The following is a 19,426-nucleotide window of genomic DNA, read 5'->3' as shown; positions in this document are numbered from 1 at the left end:
ATGAACATCGAAGAAACGATGGAGGCGCAGCGGGCTTTCTTCGCTACAAACGCCACCAAGTCCGTTCCGTTCCGGATCGACGCCCTGAAAAAACTGAAGGCATCCATCCTCAAAAAAGAGCGGGAACTTTACGCCGCCATGAAGTCCGATCTGAACAAGTCTGAATTTGAAACTTACATGACCGAGCTTGGAATGGTTTTGGACGAACTGCGGTTTGTCGCGAAACATACGCCGGGATGGGCGAAAAACAGAAGGGTCCACACTCCCCTGGCTCAGTTTCATTCCAGGAGCTTCCAAATGCCGGAGCCCTACGGAGTGGTCCTGATCATGTCCCCATGGAACTATCCTTTCATGCTGTGCCTGGAACCGCTGATCGGCGCCATCGCCGCGGGAAACTGCGCGGTTTTGAAACCGTCCGCCTACGCTCCAAAAACCTCTCAGATTATTTCTGAAATCATCGCGGACTGCTTTCCTCAAAATTACGTCGCCGTTGTGCAGGGCGGGCGCAGGGAGAATCAGGATCTGCTGGACCAGCGTTTCGACTACATCTTCTTCACCGGCAGCGTTTCCGTCGGAAAACTGGTCATGGAAAGCGCCGCCAAAAATCTCACGCCCGTCAGCCTTGAGCTGGGAGGGAAAAGCCCCTGCATCATCGACAAGACCGCAAATCTGAAAGTCGCGGCCAGGCGCCTGGCGTTCGGAAAATTTCTGAATGCCGGCCAGACCTGCGTGGCGCCCGATTATCTTTTCGTCCACCGCAGCGTCAAGGATCAGATCATAGAATACTTGAAACAGGAGATCAGCGCTTTCTACGGAAGCAATCCTCTTGAAAACGACAGCTACCCGAAAATCATCAATGAAAAGCATTTCAACCGTTTAAAAGGGCTGATGGCCGACGGCAAAATCTTAACGGGCGGGGAGACGAACGGCCAGGAGCAGATCGCGCCGACTTTGCTGGACGGGGTCGACGGGGACTCCCCGGTCATGCGGGAAGAAATCTTCGGCCCCATTCTGCCGGTCCTCACCTTCGACGAGATTGGGGAGGTCATTTCATTCGTCGGCAACAGGGAAAAGCCCCTCGCCCTTTACCTGTTCACCACGGACCGCGCGGTCGAAAAACGGGTACTCACCTCGCTTTCGTTCGGAGGCGGGTGCGTAAACGACACCATCATCCATCTCGCGACTTCCCATATGGGATTCGGCGGTGTGGGAAACAGCGGAATGGGGAGCTACCACGGAAAATTCAGCTTCGACACCTTCAGCCACTATAAAAGCATATTGAAGAAATACAACTGGATCGACCTGCCGTTCCGTTACCTGCCTTATACGGATCTGAACTTAAAACTGCTGAAGCTGTTTTTGCACTGAAAACCGGCATCGGCAAACGGAACGGCACGGCTGGCAGATCATTTGTCAGTCGGGCATCCTCCAAAAGAAGAAGGCTGCGGTTTGCAGCCTTCTTCTTTTGCGCTGTAGTGAACGGCGGTTGAAAAATCCCCGCGCCTATTCTGCGCCGTCACCCGACGCCGGCGGAGAACTGCGGTCCGGAGGAACCGCATCCTGGACGGACGGGGCGGGAGCGCAGGGACCTTGAATCCGCGTATACACCTTTTTCCATTGGGCGAGAGCCGCGTCCGACATTTGGACCCTGCAGCAGGATTCCGCCGGGACGCCGTTGACGGACTGAAGAATGATCGGGGCGCCGACGGCCGGATCATTCACCGTATCCAGAACAAGGTACCCCTCCCGAACCCGATAGTCCACCGGAGGCTGGAGAACGCCGTTGATAAACAGATTCTGATAGGAGCTCCCTCTCGGATCGGGAATCCCGTCCGTCCCATACATCTTGATCTCGTCCTGATCGGTATAAATCTTGCCGCCGTTGGAATATGCGTTGTAGGCGTAAATTTCCGTCCGGTAAAGCTGTCCGGCCGAATCCCGGATCACAATGGATTCCAGAATCACGGGCGCTCCCTTTACGGGGGCGTCGGACGTAGTCAGCCTTAAAATTCCCTTTTTCACTATATAATTTCTCTTGGGCTGAAGAACGCCGTTAATATAAAGGTTGAAATAGGATACGTCGTTTGGGGAGGGGATTCCGCAGTTTCCATATTCTTTGATTTCGTCGCTGTCGGTATATTGTTTTTTTGCGCCGTCCGACACGGCATTATACTGCCGGTTGGTCACATCCATGATCCGGCCCTCAAAATCCTTCCATGTGGTGAACAAAACGACGATGGGCCGCCCTTCCGCCGGAATGTCCTGTGTTGTGAACGTCAGTTCGTCTTTTTCAAGAATGTAATTCGTTCTCGGCTGCAAAACGCCGTTTACAAACACATTGTAATAAGAAACCTCTTGGGGAGAGAGCAGCCCCCGGTCCCCGTACTTTTTCATCCCGTCGCTGTTCCGGTAAGTCCGCTTTCCCCCGTCGGCAATGGTATAGTAGTGAGATACTTCCGCGCGGAGAGCGGCGCTCTGATAACGGATGCGGCATCCGCTGTGAAAGCGGACACTGTCATTCAGCATATTCGTGTAGATACAGACCCGGCCGACGACCTGCAAGCCGGAATCAACCTGCGGAACCAGCAGGTTGACGGCCGTTTTGGAAAAGGCGGACGTTTCAATACTGATCAGCAGTTCAATCTGTCCCGGCGCGGGGGGGCTGCCGCTCCACTTGGGAAGCGCCCAGCAATGAAAATCTCTCAGCCGAAAGGTCAAAAAGCCTTCCCTGGGAAGGGACACGTGAAGCGATTGCAAAATACAGAAAGGAATCGGAGGCGAAATTCTCGTCTTATCCGAATACACGGCAACATAGCCTTCCACAGCAACTGAAACAGGTGGAAAGCCATACGCGTTCTTTTTCCGGTTCTCCGGCGAAGGCAATACCGTATATGTAACATTGCCTAAGCCGTAAGGGTCCACCTCATTACCGCACTGATCGGTTAATCGGCAGGTAATCAGTGGACAGAATCCTGTCATGGCGTTCACCTCGGAAAATCAATCGCTCCGATCAGGCCTGAAAAATAGGACTACTTCTATTTTTCCACGCGGTAGAATATGAATGCTGGGAAGAAGGATGATCCGTTTTTCTTCCCAACACTGTTTCCACATCGGGGGCGCAGAATGAATTTATCAGGAAAGAAAGTACTGGTCACGGGCGCGGACGGGTTTATCGGCTCCCACCTGGCGGAAGAACTGGTCCGCAGCGGATGCTCCGTCCGCGCTTTCGTCTGTTACAATTCGTTCAATTCATGGGGGTGGCTGGACCAGTCCCCGAAGGAGATCCAAAACAGTCTGGAAGTGTTTCAGGGGGACATCCGAGACCCCTACCGGGTCAGAACCGCTCTGGAGGGATGCAGCGCCGTATTCCACCTGGCCGCACTGGTCGCGATTCCCTATTCATATTATTCCCCCGAATCCTATCTTGACACGAATCTGAAAGGGACGCTCCATGTTCTGCAGGCCGCACGGGAACTGGGGACGGAGCGCGTTGTGCAAACCTCCACCAGCGAGGTGTACGGAACGGCGGAATACGTTCCGATTCCGGAGACGCACCCGCTCCGGGCGCAGTCCCCCTACGCCGCTTCAAAAATCGCGGCGGACCAGCTTGCGCTTTCGTTTTTCCGCTCGTTCGCCACCCCGGTCACCGTCGTCCGCCCCTTCAACACCTATGGGCCCCGGCAGTCAAACCGGGCGGTGATTCCCACGGTAATGACTCAGATTGCACGGGGAAATCGAAAGATCCGGCTCGGGTCCCTGACGCCGACCCGGGATTTCAGCTATGTAAGCGATACGGTCCGGGGATTCCGGGAAACCGCATGCTGCGACGAGGCGGTGGGAGAAGTGGTCAACATCGGCAGCAATTTTGAAATTTCCATCGGCGATACGGTGCGGATGATTGCACGGGTCATGCATGCGGAGGTCGAGACGGAAACAGAGACCGAAAGAATCCGGCCGGAGCAGAGCGAGGTCCGCCGGCTGTGCGCCGACACCTCCAAAGCGGAGCGGCTGTTCGGATGGAAGCCGGAGTTTGGAGGGAAAGACGGTTTACAAAAGGGGCTGGCGCTGACCGCGGACTGGTTCCGCGACCCGGAAAACCAGAAGCGGTACAGAGCCGACAGGTATGTGCTATGAATCACCGCAATCAAGTCGATCCGACGGAAATCACGGAGGCCCTGAAGACCGTTCTCCGCAAGGGGAACGAGCCGGTTCCCCTGCACGAGCCCTGCTTTGCGGGGCGCGAATGGGACTACGTAAAGGACTGCCTGGACTCCGGCTATGTTTCCTCCGTCGGCCCGTATGTCGAACGATTCGAGAGGGAACTGGCCCGGTTCACGGGGGCAAAGTACGCGGCGGCGGTGGTGAACGGAACATCCGCCCTTCAGATCTGCCTGAAGCTGGCAGGGGTGCGGGCGGGGGACGAAGTGATCGTCCCGGCGCTGACATTTGTCGCCACGGCAAACGCCGTGTGCTACTGCGGGGCAATTCCGCATCTGGCGGACAGCGAAACGGAATCGCTCGGAATCGACGGGGAAAAGCTGGCCGGATACCTGAAAGAAACAACCCGGCTCCGCAATGGAGTCTGCTGGAACAGACGAACGGACCGGCCGATCCGCGCGCTGGTGGCGATGCACACGTTCGGGCATCCCGTTCAGCTTGACCTGATCTCGCGGGTCTGCGGGGACTACGGGCTTGCGCTGGTGGAAGACGCGGCGGAATCCCTGGGTTCGTATTACAAGAATCTGCACACCGGAAATTTCGGGAAGCTCTCGGCCCTCAGCTTTAACGGGAATAAAATCGTGACGACCGGCGGAGGCGGCGCGATCCTTACCAACGACGAAGCGCTGTACCGGGAGGCGAAGCACCTGACGACAACCGCAAAGCTGCCGCACCGCTGGGCTTTCCTTCACGACGAGGTCGGCTACAACTACCGGATGCCGAACCTCAACGCCGCGCTTGGGTGCGCCCAGCTGGAACAGATGGAAAAATTTCTCCGCCTGAAGCGGGCTCTGGCGGAAGAATACCGCAGCGCCTTCGCGGGCATGCCGGGGATTCGCTTCTTTCCGGAGCCTTCTTACGCAAGGAGCAATTACTGGCTGAACACGCTGATTTTGTCGGAGGAGAACGCGTCCCTGCGCGACCCCATATTGGAGGACACCAACGACCATGGAATTCAGACGCGCCCCGTATGGACTTTGATGAGCCGCCTTCCCATGTTCCGGGACAGTCCGCGGATGGACCTGTCCACAGCGGAAAGCCTGGAAAAACGGATCATCAATCTTCCAAGCAGCGCAGCCCTTGGAGAACCGTATGCCAAACCGGAAAGCAGCGGTTCGTCATGAAGCGGAAACTGTGCGCGGTGACGGGAACCCGCTCCGAGTACGGTCTTCTGGTTCCCCTGCTGAAAGCGGTGGAGCGGGAGCCGGATTTCACGCTTCAGCTCACGGCGACGGGCGCGCACCTTTCGCCGGAATTCGGCCTGACCTATCGGGAAATCGAACAGGACGGCTTTCAGATCGACCGGAAAATCGAAACGCTTCTTTCCAGCGACACCCCCGTCGGAATCGCGAAGTCCATTGGCCTCGGCGTGATCGGATTCGCGGAGGCATTCGATCAGCTTCGTCCGGATCTTCTCCTTCTGCTCGGGGACCGGTATGAAATTCTGGCGGCGGCGCAGGCGGCTCTGGTCATGAAGATTCCAATTGCCCACATCGGCGGCGGAGACACGACTCTGGGCGCGTTTGACGAGGCAATCCGCCACAGCGTCACCAAAATGGCCCACCTGCATTTTGTGACCAACGGGGAATCCGCCCGAAGGGTCCGGCAGCTTGGGGAGAATCCCCGGCATATTTACAATGTGGGAAGCCTTGGAATCGACCGGATCCTGAGTCTTCCGCACCTGAGCCGGGAGGAACTGGAACGATCCCTTGGTTTTTCTTTTCGCAGCCGGAATCTGCTCGTGACATTCCATCCGGTCACACTCGACCGGGAACCGTCCGGAAAGCAGTTTCAGGAACTGCTCGCGGCCCTGGACGCGCTTGGAGAGGAATACGGATTGATTTTCACCGGGCCCAACGCGGACCCGCAGAGCCGGGAGTTGACCCGGCTGACGCGGGAATTCGCGGCGGAACACCCGAACGCGGCCGTGTTTTCCTCCCTCGGCCAAACGCGGTATTTCAGCCTGATCCGGGAAACGGACGCGGTGGTGGGAAACTCCTCGAGCGGAATCTATGAGGCGCCGTCGTTCCGAAAGCCGGCGGTGAACGTCGGGGACCGCCAGCAGGGGCGTCTGTTCGCTTCTTCCGTAATCAGCTGCGCGCCGCAAAAAACGGAGATTCTGAAAGCCATCCGCAGGGCGCTGGAAACGGATTGTTCCAAAGCGGTGAACCCTTACGGAGCGGGAGACAGCGCGGAAAAAATTCTCTCGGTTTTAAAATCGATCCCCGATTACCGCGCATTATTAAAGAAACAATTTGATCCGATACGGAGCGATGACAAATGAGCCCGAAGATCCTCATTATCGCCGAAGCGGGCGTCAATCACAACGGTTCGCTCAAAACGGCGATGGAACTGGTTGACGCCGCCGCCGAAGCGGGAGCGGACGCGGTCAAATTCCAAACCTACCGCGCGGAGCGGATTGCCGTCCCCGACGCTCCAAAAGCCGCCTATCAGCTGGAAAATTCATGTTCGGGGGAAACGCAGTACGAAATGATCCGAAAACTTGAGCTCGGCGAATCAGATGATCTGACTTTGCAGAAACACGCGGAGGAATCGGGAATCCTGTTTCTTTCCACCGCCTTTGACCCGGAAAGCCTCGATTTTCTTCTTTCGATCGGCGTTCCCCTGCTGAAAATCGCTTCCGGGGAAATTGAAAACGCGCCCCTGCTGCGAAAGGCGGCGCGCTCCGGGAAGGATGTGCTGCTCTCCACGGGAATGGCGGATCTGGGAGAGATCGAGGCTGCCCTCGGCGTTCTTGCCTTCGGCTATCTGGAGTACGGCGGAGAAAAAGAGGTTCCCTGCCTCTCGTCTTTCCGGCGGGCTTACGATTCCGAAGAGGGGCAGAAGGCCCTGAAATACCATGTGAGCCTGCTGCACTGCACCACGGAATACCCTGCTCCGTTTCCGGATGTAAATCTGCGCGCTCTGCGAACTCTTCGCCAGTGCTTCGCCCTGCCGGTCGGATACTCCGACCACACGGCGGGGATCGCGGTCCCCGTCGCGGCGGCGGCGCTGGGCGTTTCGGTTCTGGAGAAACATCTGACGCTGGACCGCGGTCTGCCCGGCCCGGATCACAAGGCTTCTCTGGAGCCTCAGGAATTCGCCCGGATGGTACAGGGAATCCGCCAGGTGGAACAATCGCTCGGAACTTCGGTAAAGCGGCCCTCCCCTTCCGAGCTGAGGAATCAGGCCGTCGCCCGGAAAAGCATTGTCGCGGCATGCCGGATCGAACAGGGCGAATTATTCACAGACCGGAATCTGACGGTAAAGCGGCCGGCGGGCGGCCGCTCGCCCATGGAGTATTTTGACCTTCTGGGCAAAAAAGCCGGCCGGTCCTATCTGGAAAACGAGGCGATCCGTTGAAACTCGCCATTTTCGGGGCTTCCGGCTTTGCCCGGGAAACTAGCGACATTGCGGAGCGGACCGGGTACGACGAAATTTTTTTCATCGGAAAAACGGCGGAAAACCCCATTCAGGGGCATCCGGTCATCCTCGAGGAGAAGGTCCCTTCCCTCGTGCGCGGGGGCTTTTCGTTTATCATCGGGATCGGCAGCCCGGCGGCCCGAAAGTCGGTTTGGAGCAGATTCCCAGAATTGAACTACGTAAACCTGATTCATCCCTCGGCGACTTTCGGTTCCGGTCAGCTGGAAGAGGTCCAAAAAAGGATCGGAAACATTATTTTCGCAGGCGCGAGGTTCAGCAATCGGATTCGCATGGGAAATCATGGGGTTTTCTACTTTAACTGCACCGTCGCGCACGACTGCGTGATGGAGGATTTTGTCACCGTCTGCCCCGGAGCCAATCTGTCCGGAAACGTCCGACTGAAAGAGGGCGCTTACCTCGGCGTGAATTCCTGCGTGATCCAGGGCGGCTCAGAGGCGGAAAAAATGACGGTCGGCCGCTTTGCCACTGTGGGCGCGGGCGCCGTCGTAACAAAAAATGTCCCCGATCATAGGATAGTGAAAGGCATTCCGGCGAAATAAAAGCTTTCGGTTGCGGAGGCATAATCCGGAATACGGGGGCATGCCATGGACAACTGGAAAAAGGCATTGATTCTTCCAAATGTAAAAATTCATGAGACAATCGAACTCATTGACCGGAACTCCCAGCAGATCGCCGTCGTGGCGGACGAAAAGGGAAAGCTGCTCGGCACCGTAACGGACGGCGATATCCGCCGGGGCATTCTAAAGGGAATTCCCATGGACAGTCCCGTCAGCCGGATCATGAATCCTCATCCGATTATAATTCCGGAGCTGACCGACCGGAAAAGCATTCTCAGCCTTCTGCGGGTCAATCAGGTCCGCCACCTTCCGGTGGTAGACGGCGAGGGTCATGTCGTCGGGATTGAGCGGCTGGATGAACTGCTCGCGGAATCCCGACGGAGAAACTGGGTCGTGGTGATGGCAGGCGGTCCGGGCAGACGGCTGGGCGCATTGACCGACCACTGCCCCAAACCCATGCTGAAAGTCGGGGGAAAGCCGGTGCTGGAAACGATTCTGAAACAGTTTCTCCGGCAGGGATTCTCCCGGTTTTGCATTTCCGTCAATTATAAGGCGGAGCAGGTCACGGAATATTTCGGCGACGGCACCAGATGGGGCGCGGAAATCCATTACATCAGCGAAAGCAAGCGGTTGGGAACCGCCGGTTCCCTCAGCCTGCTTCCGTTTGAAACGACGGAACCGATCCTTGTGATCAACGGCGATATTCTGACCAGGCTGAGCTTCGGGCAGCTGCTGGACTTTCATCTTGAGCATCAGGCCAAGGCCACCATTGCCGTGACCACCTACGACTATCAGGTTCCCTACGGGGTCATAAAAGTGAACCGCGGCCGGCTGGCCGGATTCGAGGAAAAGCCAGTCTATGCCAGTTTTATCAACGCGGGAGTTTATGTCCTGAATCCCGGGGTTCTGAGCCGTATCCCCAAGGATTCCCGTTTTGAAATGAACAGCCTGTTTGAAAGCATGCTGCGAAACGATGAGCCGGTCTGTATTTTTCCGATCCGGGAATACTGGATCGATATCGGGGGACTCCGTGATTTTGATCAGGCGGGCAGAGATTACGAAAACGAGTTTTTAACAGGGAGGGAAGAAAATTCGTGAGAAGGTTATGCACCGTTTGCGTCCGCAGCGGCTCCAAAGGCGTGCCGGGCAAAAATCTGCGCAGCCTGTTGGGAAAGCCCCTGCTCGCATACAGCATTTTGCAGGCAAAACAATCCGGGCTGTTTGAAGCGGTTGCGGTCAGCAGCGACGGGGAGGCTCTGCTGAGGTCCGCGCGGGAATGGGGAGCGGATTTCTGCATCCCAAGGCCCCTGTCTCTCGCCTCGGACAGCGCGCCCAAGATTCCGGCCATCCGCCACTGCCTGACGGAGGCGGAAAAGCTGGCGGGGCATGAATTCGATCTCATCGCGGATCTGGACGCCACTGCTCCCCTGCGTCTTGTATCGGATATCTCCGGGGCGGTCGCACTGCTTGAAGGCACGGGAGCGCCCAATGTGGTCACTGGGGCCGCAGCCCGCCATTCGCCCTATTTCAATTTGGTGGAAATCGGGGAAGGAGGCACGGTCCGGCTATGCAAATCACCGGACGCACCGGTTTTCTGCCGGCAGAGTTCTCCGAAATGCTATGACCTGAACGGTTCCGTATATGTTTGGAGGCGCGAATCGCTCCTGAAATGCCGGTCGGTTCTTGAGGAGGGCACGCGGCTTTTCGAGATGCCGCCGGAACGCGCCGCCGATATTGATTCCGAGCTGGACTTTGAATTTGTTGCATACCTGATGAAAAAGAGAGCCGGGCCGCAGGAATCCGATGTTTTATGAGAGGTCTTCAACGGATCCCGCCGGCGGCTTCAAGCAGAAAAAAGATTGGAGACAGGAGGGTTACGGATGGAACAGGCAACGGACCGGGAAGCCGCGGAGTTTTACCAACTGACCGGCGCAATACGCGCTCAGTGCGATTCTCTGAAAAAATCGGTTCTGACACCGGAGGAAAAAAAAGAAAGGGAAACCATTTTGACTGAATTCGACAATACCATCCAGGCCCAGGTTTTCAGCACAATCGACCATTTATCATCCTATCAGTTAAAAGGATGGAGGGAATCAATTGATGGAGGAGATGACGGCGGGGACGCGACCGACCCTGCTCAATCGGCAGATTAAGCATTTCCTTGCTTTCCTGCACTCGGCCATCGGCTGTTTTCGAATCGGTGAAGACGCCGAAGGAATGGAGAATTTTTTAAGCGCCATGGAGGAACTGGAGCTTGTCGTCAAAACCGACCGGAACTCACCATACCCGAAAATCGACCTGAATCTGCTGCTGCCTTCTGTAAGAGGGCTGTATTTTTATATGCAGAATCAGGATATCACCGGTATCGCGGATTTATTGGAGGACGCGGTCGCACCCCTTGCCGAAAACTGGCTGAAGGAGGCCGGGGACACATGAAAATTGCAGGACCGGGCGAAACCGAGGCGATGTATGAAAAAAACCTCGCGCTGCTGACGCCGTGGCTCCGGGAATCCGTATCCGGAATTTCAGAGGAGGAATTCAAAAAGAGAATCGAAGTCAGCTACAATTCCGAGGGATATCCCGTGTGCCGGTATCACAGGGACGGAGTCTGTTTTCATATTACCGGCGAGCATCCGGTCCGGGAAGCGGAAGCATGGTATCAATCGATCCCGCAGGTTGGCTCAGCAGAAATTTTTCTCTACGGAACCGGATTCGGATACGCTTTGTTCGAAGTTTTCGCGCATAAAATGCCCCACACGCTCGTCGTCGCGTTTGAGCAGGACCTCTTCCTGTTCAAAGCCATGCTTTTCTATTTCGATTTATCCCCGATTATTCAAACCCGGAAAATCATCTTTCTTCCGGGAGACAGCTCTTATTTTAAAAAGGCGTTTGAAGAGCTGTTTTTCAGCATGCTGTTTTTCAGCACGACCTATCCGACGACGGCATTCACCCTGCCGGCGGTAAGAAATTTCAAAAAGGAATATCTGGAAATTCACCGTTTTGCCTTCCAGGAACTGACTCTGCTGACTTCCTACCTTGGCAACGACCACAAAGACAATATGATCGGCCTGAACAATCTGATGGCAAACGCCGGGGAGATTCTGACGAATCCCTATGTAAGCTGTCTGAAGGAAAGATACCGGAATGTTCCGGCCTTCCTCATCTCCAATGGGCCTTCGCTCGACCGCAGCATGCCGCTCCTGAAAAAAATTCGGGGCAGGGGGCTGATGATCGCGGTGGAATCGGCCATCGTTCCGCTCACCAAAAACGGAATCAACCCGGACATCCTCACCGTTCAGGAACGGACAAAATACACTTATCTGTATCATTTTAAAGACAGAACCTATTCGCCGGAAATCGCGCTGCTTGCGCTCGCGCTGATTGACCCAAGGGTATTCCCCTCCTTCCGCGGCGAAAAAATTCCGATTTTCCGTCAGGGAGAAGAACTGAACCGGTGGTTCAACCGGAATTTGGGCGATGGCAGCGAGGTGGACGCGGGTGCAAATGTTTCGCATCTTGCGCTGAATCTGGCCGTTTACCTCGGGGCCGACCCCATTATCCTCGTCGGGCAGGATTTTGCCTACGGTCCGGGCGGGGCGACGCACAGCAGGGACGCGGTTGCCTCGCAGGAAAAAGGAAAGCGGGCAAGGGAGGTGCTTCACTCCATTCCCACTGTCTACGTGGAGGGAAACAACGGCAAAATGATCCCTTCCAACCGGCTTTGGGAAAATTTCCGGTTTGGAATGGAACATATCATCGAAGGATACCCGGAGCATCACTTCTATAATGCCACGGCGGGCGGGGCAAAAATACGGGGAACCGAACGGGCGGAACTCGACGGGCTGATCCGCCGGTACTGCACCATTCCGATCCCCCGCAGAGTCAATGAGATCATCGCGATGAACAAGCGGAAAATCTCCCCGGAAAGCCGCAGAATCCTGCTTGAAAAATTTTCTTCGGAGGTGGAACGCTGCGCCGTTCGTTTCCGCAGTCTGGCGGGGGAAATGAACCAAAAAAAGCTGGAATGCGAAAGAATGATTCTTTTGTGCGTCAGGAAAACATCGGAAGGCCGCCAGGCTTTGGAGGAAGTTTATCAGAGAAATATCGCCTCATTTTACCAGTACGCGGAAGACAGCCTGTGCCGCAGTTTCTTCCAGCAGCTGAACTGCGTCTATTTTTATCTTCTGGACCGGCTGGGCCCGATCGACACAACGGAAAAAATTGCGCGCGCGTTCGGCATCCAGAGCCAGTTTTTCCACGATCTGCGCGCAGTCAGCCAGAGCCTGTCCGTCTCCTTGGAGGAGTCTGCGGAAGACATGAAAGCGGCGCTCCGGAAGGAAGCGGGCGAGAGGGGGGAATGAAAAGGATGGAGGCAATCAAGCAGCTAAGCCTGTGCGTGATTACAAAAAACGACGAACTGTTTTTGCCGGACTGCCTGAATGAGATGAAAGAAACAGCCGACGAGATTTTAGTCGCGGACCTCGGTTCCGGCGACCGCACCCGCGAACTGGCAAGCCGGGCGGGAGCCACAGTATATCAGCCCCAATGGGAAAATGATTTCAGCAAAATCAAAAACTTCTGCATGGAACGCGCAGCCGGAAAATGGGTCCTGTTCCTGCAGGCGGATGAGATGATCTCACCGAAGCAGCGGGCGGAATTGAGACTCCTTCTGAGGAATCCCAACGCCGAGGGTTATCTTATCTATGTGGACTACCGTCAGGATGAAAGGGGAATCTCCTCCCCCGCGCAATTTCTCCGGCTGATCCGGAACCGAAAAGAATATCGTTTTCAGTACCGCTCCTTTGAATATATTCCAGATGAAATTTTATACTCCCTACAGGATTCCCGCCTCCGGATTGCGCACCGCGGGGAAAGAACCGCGGGCTGGCAGCTAAAGGAGCGGATCCGGCTGCTGAAAGAAGACCAAAAGGAACGCCCGCAGGACGGCTACGTGCGGTACCTGGAAGGGATCGAACTTCTCAACCTGGAAAAGTATGAAGAGAGCGCCGGCCAGTTTGAGCTGGCGCGTCAGGCGGTCACCGGCGGCTGCCTGTACGTCCCGCACCTTTATAAATGTTACGGCTATTCCCTTCTGACACTGGAGCGGTATGAAGAAGCGGAGCAGGTCCTAACGGAGGGGATCCAGGCTTTCACCTTCTATAACGACCTTCTCGCATTGCGCGCCGAACTTTACCGAAGGCTTGGCAGGAGCCGGGAAGCGGTAGAAGATCTGGAAACCTGCCTGGCCCTCCGGAAAAGGCCGAACGCCTACGTGCCCGGTCCGGAGATTCCCCCCTCCGTTCTTCAGGAGATGTGGGAGGAAATGGGTCCGGCTCCATAGCGGAATTCCGCCAATAAATAAGCGGCTCCCCGATTGTCATGAATAGTGGCTGTAACATAGAATAGAGTAACTTAATACGGCGTACTTTTGTTTCCAATGAACCGGCGGCAACGGACCGATTCACTCGTTCCGCCCGGGAAAAAGAACCATCCCGTATTAAAGTTGTTATGGTAAGAGAGGGAGACAATAAAATGGCACTTAAATTATTTAAGCTCGCGGCCACAGCTCCGGCCATCACGGACACCAACTACTACTATACGGCAACCGCGGCGATCACTGTGGCATCCGGCGCCAGTTTCCAGCTTTCAAGGACAAAATGGTCCACGGGCAGCGGCGGCACGCCCGCGTCCTTCCCCGCAAAATCGAACGGATACTACAATCTGGTCGTCAACGGCGTACTGCAGCAGAGCGTTTTCTATTCCGTCAACACCGCTTCCAACATTCATCTTCTGAACCCCGGGACCAGCAGCTACACGATTCCCCGCAGCGCCCCTATTACTCTCGGCCTTGCAAAAATCGATCAGAACAGCGTAGTGATTCCTTGACCTCAAAGGGCCGCCCGAAGGGACGGCCCTTTCATCAACCCGGTCAAAAGATTCGGCGCGGGGAAACCTGGCAGGATCAGGATGTGGACAGCCTTTCCCATTGCCGCCTCCCACGCGATTGTGGAAAATGAAGAAGCGCCGTGCTCCCTGAAGTCCTTTTGATTTGCTTTCCATTTTTTGATATAATATAAAAAAGCTGTCGTATCAACACCGCAATTCGATTTTTTCGGCGAAAGGGAAAGAATGGTGAGGAAAATGGACCGGTCCGGTATTCAGGTCCGTTTCTACAGGGCAACCGCAATCGCGGGGGCCGGCCTGTCCGTGGTCTGCATCATCGGCAACGGTCTCTGCGCATTTCCGCTTCGGCTCAGCATAAAATGGGTTGTCCTTTTTTTGATCTGTACGACAGCGCTTTTTTTGCTAAAGCGCGAAAAATATCGCGTTCATATGATGTTTTCGGCGTTCGTGTTCCTGATTTTTCTTTTTCTCCCCTTTGCCTTCCTAGATTCGGGCGGAAGCAATAACAACGCCGTCGGATATGTGTTCCTCCTGCTGATCAGCACCACCTATCTTTTTTCCGGCTGGCGGCGCATTTTTCTGGCGTTCGGGTTGGTTGTGGTATTCATGGCGCTGCACGCCGCCGAATACTTTCACCCCGATCTGGTCATGGTTTACTCGGAGCGGAGCCAATTTGTCGACCGCATGATTCAGATTCCCATCCTGCTGCTGGTTTCATTTTTCATTATCCTTCACTTTGCCAAGGAATACGAACGGGTCAACGCCAAGCTGGATGAATATGCCAATATCGACGCCCTGACGGGCCTTTACAACCGGAGGATGTTCAACAAAGCGATCGAAGAGGCCGCCCTGGACCGGGAGAATCCGGCGTACCTCGTACTGATCGACGTGGACAACTTCAAAAGGGCAAACGACACGTACGGCCACTCCGTCGGAGACAAGGTCCTTCAAAAACTGGCCGACCTGCTCCAGGAATCTTTCGGATACGGCCGCAACAACGTCAGCCGCTGGGGCGGGGATGAATTCGCCGTCATTTACTATGGGGACAAAAACGAGCTGTCGCAGCGTCTGGAGGGAATAAAAAACTCTTTTCAGGATTTTATTACGCCGTACAATGGAGCCGCGGACATCAGCTTCAGCTCCGCGTCCGTCCGGGTGGACGGCACGGTGGGCCAGGTCCTGACGCAGGCGGACCACTCCCTGTACCAGGATAAACAGAAAAAGCACTCCTCCTGACGCGCGCTTTTTCTTCGTCCAATTTCCTTCATGCCCTTTGAACGTCCGCGATTCCACTTCCTTTTTGGTTATCCGTGCAAGACACGGCCGCCGCGGCCCAGGACTCCCCTCCCCGCAAGGTAGCAAATCCTGCCGTTGACCAGAACCGCCTCGATTCCCTCACTGAGGCTGCGCGGTTCCAGATAGGTTGCGGTGTCGCGGATCGTAAGGGGGTCGAATACGACCAGGTCGGCAAAGCAGCCTTTCCGGATGGAGCCTCTTCCCTCGATGCCGAAGCGCCGGGCGGGAACTTCCGCCATTTTATGGACCGCCTGTTCCAGGCTCATGACCTTTTTTTCCCGGACATATCGGGCGATCACACGGGGAAAGGAGCCGTAAACGCGGGGGTGGGGCGTTCCTCCCAAAAGCCCGTCCGTACAGAAATTCTGGCCTTCCGACTGCATCATGCGAACCAAAGTTTCCTCATTGCCGTAATAATCAACCATGCCGACCCGATTTTCCTCCTCCGCCAGGAGGCGGAACGACGCCTCCATCGGATCGCAGCCGTACAGGCCGCCGATTTGAACCAGATTTTTCCCCACCGCCTCCGGATGCCGCGCCGCATCCGTGATATAAATGTTTTCCACTCCCGCGAACTCGATGAAATTGTCCCAGCTTCCGTCCGGGTGGAGAATGCAGTCCCTGATCTTTTCCCGCGTCCGCGCGTTTTTCAGGCGCTCCAGCATCCGCTCGGTCCCGCCGGAAAGTGCCCACGGCGGCAGAATCGCGGAAAACATGGTGCTGCCCGCGGTATAGGGATACAGGTCGAAGCTGAAATCAAGGCCCTCCCGCCTTGCGCCTTCCAGCGTTTCGAGCAGGTGGTCAAGCAGGTGCCAGTTATTTTTTCCGGCCAGCTTGAAATGGGAGATATGAACCTTCACACCGGTCCGCCGGGCGATCCAAATCAATTCCTGCATGGATTCCAGAATCCGGCCGGCCTCGCTGCGCTGATGGACGACAAGCGGCTTCCCTTTTTCCGCCAAAACCACGCACAGCGCCTCCAGCTCCCCGGTCTCCGCGAACGCGCAGGGCGGGTAAATCAACCCGGTGGACATGCCCGGACAGCCCGCGTCCAGATTTTCCGAAAGCAGGTCCTTCATCCGCCCGATCTCCCCGGCTTCGGCAGCGCGCCCTTCCAGGCCCATCGCCTGCATCCGGATGTTGCCGTGGGGAACTAGATAGAGAATATTGTTGACCGGCCCGGCCCGTCTGACCGCCTCAAAATAGTCCGGAACACTTTCCCCGCGCCAGGCGGAGTTCAGATCGCCAAGCAGTCCGGAGATGTTTTTCGACCAACCGCTGCGATACGGCTTCGGCAAAGGAGCCAGTGAAACGCCGTCCTGCCCGTAGATTTCGGTGGTGATGCCCTGCGAAATTTTCGGCGGCAGGTCCGGTTCCGTCAGGACGCGCAGGTCGGAATGACTGTGTGTATCGATGAATCCCGGACAAACCACTTTGTTCTCGGCGTCCAGGACAGGGACATTCTCCCGGTCAATCCGCCGTCCGATTTCCGCGACTTTATCCTCCCGAATCAGAAGGTCACCCTTGAAAGGCGGTCCCCCAGAGCCGTCCACGATCATGCCTCCGCGAACCAGAAGTCCCAAACAGATTCCCCCTTTTCTTTAGAACGGGCCGCTTTTAACGGCAGAGTACCGCTTTGGACAGGGCCGAATATCCGGCACACGCGCCGCAGAGCTGTTCCAGCCCGATAAATTCGTCGACAGTATGGGCCAGGTTTTCCGGCGACGGACCGAACCCGACCGTCCGAATGCCGGCCTGCCCGGCAAACCGGCTCCCGTTCGTGCAAAAGCTGTAATGGGAAAGCGGCGCCGGAATCCCCGCGTTCTGAAGGCTTTTCCGCATGGCGGAGACAAAGTCCTCCTCCGCCCCGAATTTCCAGGCGGGGAAAAAGCGAAGGCCCTCGATGGTCTCTCCCGTGTAGCACGGCATTTTCCCATAGGCATAGAAAATTTTCACGCCCGCTCCGGGGTAAGACGCGGCCAGCCGGTCCGCGGCGGCCCGCAGGGGGAGCAGAACTGACTCCTCCGTCTCCCCGGTCAGCAGTCTTCTGTCAAACGTCACACGGCAGTATTCGGGAACCACCGACAGACCCGGATAAGGCTTTGAAGCGATATCCGTCGGGACCAGAATCCCTTTTCCGAGAAATTCATCCCGGACCTCCGGAAGATCTTCAAATTCCTTCAGAAGCTCGCACATCAGGGAAACGGCATTGATTCCCTTTTCCGGATTCGCGGAATGCGCGGCCCTGCCGAATGCCTCAGCGACGATTTCCGCCCGGCCGCGCTGTCCGATGTTCAGCGCCAGTTCCGTCGCCTCTCCGATTACGACAAAGTCCGGCCGTACCGTCCGCGCCACCTCGCCCGCGGCGACGCCCTCAAAGCTCTCCTCCTGCACGGTGCAGCTCAGGTACAGGTCCCCGGCAAAACCGGGGTGATCCTCCGCGAAATACTTTGCGGCGCAGATCATCGCCGCAACCGCACCTTTCATATCGGAGGCGCCGCGCCCGTAGATTTTTCCGTTTTCCATCTCCGCGCCCCAGGGGTCATGCTCCCAGTCCGCGGGCTGCGCCGGAACCGTGTCGACATGCCCGTCGAACAGGAGCTTCGGCCCCCCGTCCCGCCCTTTTTTATGGGCCGTGATGCTGCCGAACCGATCCACCTGAAACTCGAATCCGAATCCGGTGAAAACCTGCTTCAGCTTTTCCACCATCTGTCCCTCGCAGCCGGAATCGCTCCTGATCCGGATCAAATCCCTGCAAAGCGCAATCAGCTCTGTTTTCCTTTCCTCACTCAGCCGCACTGCCGTATTCCCCCTCCCACACGATCCTCCGGTACATCTCCCGGCAGGTGTCGCCTTCCGTGCTGACCAGAAGCACGGAGGAAGTCCCGTCCAGGCCCAGCGCCTCCTTCAGCGGCGCGTATTCTCCGCGCTGCATGATCAGGCTGAGCGCCCCGAGGGTGACGGCGCCGGATTCGCCGGAGACGACGCGCCGGTCATCGCCGCAGGGAGCGGAGTACATTCTCATGCCCCGGGCGGTCACCCAATCCGGAACCGAAAGGAACGCCGCGCTGTCCTTTAAGACGGACCACGCGATGGGACTGGGCTCGCCGCAGGAAAGCCCGGCCATGATCGAATCCAGATCGCCGCCGACCGCCGTCATTCCCCCCTGTTCCGCCGACCGGTAAAAACAGTCCGCCTTGTTCGGCTCCACAACGATCACTCGGGGCGGAGCAGAAGGGAAAGCGGCCCGGAAAAAAGCGGCCATTGCGACGGCAAACGATCCGACGCCCGCCTGCAGGAAAAGATGCGTCGGGGCTGGAATTCCTTCTTCGGCGGCCTGACTCAGAAATTCAGACGCAATGGTGGTATAGCCCTGCATGATCCACCGCGGAACCTCGCCGTACCCTTCCCACGATGTGTCCTGGACGATCTGCCATCCGTTCCGCGAAGCCTCTCCGATCATCAGCCGCACGGTATCGTCATAGTTTCGGTCCGTGACGAAAGTCTGCGCTCCGTTGTTCGCAATATTGCGGACGCGCTCTTCCGAGGAGCCCTTCGGAAGAAACACGACGGAAGAATAGCCGAGGCGGTTGGCGGTCCAGGCCAGGCCGCGCCCGTGGTTTCCGTCCGTCGCCGTCGCGAATACCAGATTTCCAAGCCTTTCGCGTGTTTTCTCCGCGCAGAACTCTTCGAACTTCATTTTCTCAAAGTCTCTGCCCAGCTTCTGCGCGATCAGCCGTCCGACCGCGTAAGAGCTGCCCAGCATTTTAAAAGAATTCAGGCCCATGCGCAGGGATTCGTCTTTTACCGAGATGCTTTTCAGTCCAAGCTCCGCGGAGAGATTTTTCAGCGGGACGAGCGGTGTAGGACGGTATTCGGAAAATTCAGCGTGAAAATCCCGGACCGGCTTCACGGCCTGCGCCGATAAAAATTCAAGCCCGCCGTCAAGCCGGGCTTTTTCCTGTTCATTGGTGATCCATTGAAAATCCAATGAATATTCCCCTTTC

The 19,426-nt window shown here is 56.5% G+C and carries 18 protein-coding genes; 14 read left to right on the top strand and 4 right to left on the bottom strand.

Annotation, left to right across the window (positions count from 1 at the left end; genetic code table 11):
* Entirely contained in the window at positions 1 to 1,368 is a 1,368-nt protein-coding gene (locus EQM14_RS03370; protein WP_128741624.1) for an aldehyde dehydrogenase, read from the top strand.
* 135 nt (positions 1,369 to 1,503) lie between these two features.
* Here EQM14_RS03370 and EQM14_RS03365 read toward each other — a convergent pair whose 3' ends face one another.
* Complete coding sequence (locus EQM14_RS03365; RefSeq protein ID WP_128741623.1) at positions 1,504 to 2,979, bottom strand: DUF4183 domain-containing protein; 1,476 nt, start codon at positions 2,977 to 2,979, stop codon at positions 1,504 to 1,506.
* A gap of 144 nt (positions 2,980 to 3,123) precedes the next feature.
* On the opposite strand from EQM14_RS03365, the gene EQM14_RS03360 reads away from it, so the two are divergent.
* From EQM14_RS03360 to EQM14_RS03300, 13 genes are all read left to right on the top strand, one after another.
* The gene (locus EQM14_RS03360; protein WP_128741622.1) at positions 3,124 to 4,134 is read left to right on the top strand and encodes an NAD-dependent 4,6-dehydratase LegB; all 1,011 of its coding nucleotides are present in this window, start codon (positions 3,124 to 3,126) and stop codon (positions 4,132 to 4,134) included.
* On the top strand, positions 4,131 to 5,342 hold the full coding sequence (locus tag EQM14_RS03355; RefSeq protein ID WP_128741621.1) for a LegC family aminotransferase: 1,212 nt from the start codon (positions 4,131 to 4,133) through the stop codon (positions 5,340 to 5,342). The genes EQM14_RS03360 and EQM14_RS03355 overlap by 4 nt, the downstream gene beginning before the upstream one ends.
* A complete protein-coding gene (gene neuC / locus EQM14_RS03350) occupies positions 5,339 to 6,502 on the top strand; it encodes a UDP-N-acetylglucosamine 2-epimerase (protein ID WP_128741620.1) in 1,164 nt (387 codons plus the stop codon). Before EQM14_RS03355 ends, neuC begins: the two co-directional genes overlap by 4 nt.
* A complete protein-coding gene (gene neuB / locus EQM14_RS03345) occupies positions 6,499 to 7,581 on the top strand; it encodes an N-acetylneuraminate synthase (RefSeq protein WP_128741619.1) in 1,083 nt (360 codons plus the stop codon). The genes neuC and neuB overlap by 4 nt, the downstream gene beginning before the upstream one ends.
* Positions 7,578 to 8,201: a PglD-related sugar-binding protein gene (locus EQM14_RS03340; RefSeq protein WP_128741618.1), complete on the top strand. Its 624-nt coding sequence runs from the start codon at positions 7,578 to 7,580 to the stop codon at positions 8,199 to 8,201. The genes neuB and EQM14_RS03340 overlap by 4 nt, the downstream gene beginning before the upstream one ends.
* Positions 8,202 to 8,246: 45 nt before the next feature.
* Entirely contained in the window at positions 8,247 to 9,317 is a 1,071-nt protein-coding gene (locus tag EQM14_RS03335; protein ID WP_128741617.1) for a nucleotidyltransferase family protein, read from the top strand.
* Positions 9,314 to 10,033: an acylneuraminate cytidylyltransferase family protein gene (locus EQM14_RS03330; protein ID WP_128741616.1), complete on the top strand. Its 720-nt coding sequence runs from the start codon at positions 9,314 to 9,316 to the stop codon at positions 10,031 to 10,033. Before EQM14_RS03335 ends, EQM14_RS03330 begins: the two co-directional genes overlap by 4 nt.
* Before the next feature lie 66 nt (positions 10,034 to 10,099).
* Positions 10,100 to 10,372, top strand: a complete 273-nt coding sequence (locus tag EQM14_RS03325; RefSeq protein WP_128741615.1) for a hypothetical protein — start codon at positions 10,100 to 10,102, stop codon at positions 10,370 to 10,372.
* Entirely contained in the window at positions 10,317 to 10,655 is a 339-nt protein-coding gene (locus tag EQM14_RS16270) for a hypothetical protein (protein WP_164918947.1), read from the top strand. Before EQM14_RS03325 ends, EQM14_RS16270 begins: the two co-directional genes overlap by 56 nt.
* The gene (locus tag EQM14_RS03315) at positions 10,652 to 12,580 is read left to right on the top strand and encodes a motility associated factor glycosyltransferase family protein (protein WP_128741613.1); all 1,929 of its coding nucleotides are present in this window, start codon (positions 10,652 to 10,654) and stop codon (positions 12,578 to 12,580) included. The genes EQM14_RS16270 and EQM14_RS03315 overlap by 4 nt, the downstream gene beginning before the upstream one ends.
* Positions 12,577 to 13,560 carry a glycosyltransferase gene (locus tag EQM14_RS03310; RefSeq protein ID WP_164918946.1) on the top strand — a complete coding sequence of 328 codons (984 nt, stop codon included), beginning with the start codon at positions 12,577 to 12,579 and terminating at the stop codon, positions 13,558 to 13,560. The genes EQM14_RS03315 and EQM14_RS03310 overlap by 4 nt, the downstream gene beginning before the upstream one ends.
* Before the next feature lie 191 nt (positions 13,561 to 13,751).
* Positions 13,752 to 14,105 (top strand): DUF4183 domain-containing protein, encoded by a 354-nt coding sequence (locus EQM14_RS03305; protein ID WP_164918945.1) that lies wholly within the window; start codon positions 13,752 to 13,754, stop codon positions 14,103 to 14,105.
* Positions 14,106 to 14,348: 243 nt separating this feature from the next.
* On the top strand, positions 14,349 to 15,359 hold the full coding sequence (locus tag EQM14_RS03300) for a GGDEF domain-containing protein (RefSeq protein WP_128741610.1): 1,011 nt from the start codon (positions 14,349 to 14,351) through the stop codon (positions 15,357 to 15,359).
* Positions 15,360 to 15,427: 68 nt separating this feature from the next.
* Here the strand turns inward: EQM14_RS03300 and EQM14_RS03295 are convergent, their stop codons facing one another.
* From EQM14_RS03295 to dpaL, 3 genes are read right to left on the bottom strand one after another with little or no spacing between them, the layout of a single operon-like run.
* Positions 15,428 to 17,002, bottom strand: a complete 1,575-nt coding sequence (locus EQM14_RS03295; protein ID WP_128741609.1) for an N-acyl-D-amino-acid deacylase family protein — start codon at positions 17,000 to 17,002, stop codon at positions 15,428 to 15,430.
* A 34-nt stretch (positions 17,003 to 17,036) separates the two neighbouring features.
* Positions 17,037 to 18,212, bottom strand: a complete 1,176-nt coding sequence (locus EQM14_RS03290; RefSeq protein WP_128744214.1) for a YgeY family selenium metabolism-linked hydrolase — start codon at positions 18,210 to 18,212, stop codon at positions 17,037 to 17,039.
* Positions 18,205 to 19,410, bottom strand: coding sequence for a diaminopropionate ammonia-lyase (gene dpaL, locus EQM14_RS03285; protein WP_128741608.1), 1,206 nt, complete (start codon positions 19,408 to 19,410; stop codon positions 18,205 to 18,207). Before dpaL ends, EQM14_RS03290 begins: the two co-directional genes overlap by 8 nt.
* Positions 19,411 to 19,426: the final 16 nt, after the last annotated feature.

Origin of the sequence: Caproiciproducens sp. NJN-50 (assembly GCF_004103755.1) — a bacterium.
Classification (GTDB): domain Bacteria; phylum Bacillota; class Clostridia; order Oscillospirales; family Acutalibacteraceae; genus Caproicibacter.
Note: the sequence above shows the minus strand (reverse complement) of the source record. Positions and strands in the feature narration are given on the sequence as shown.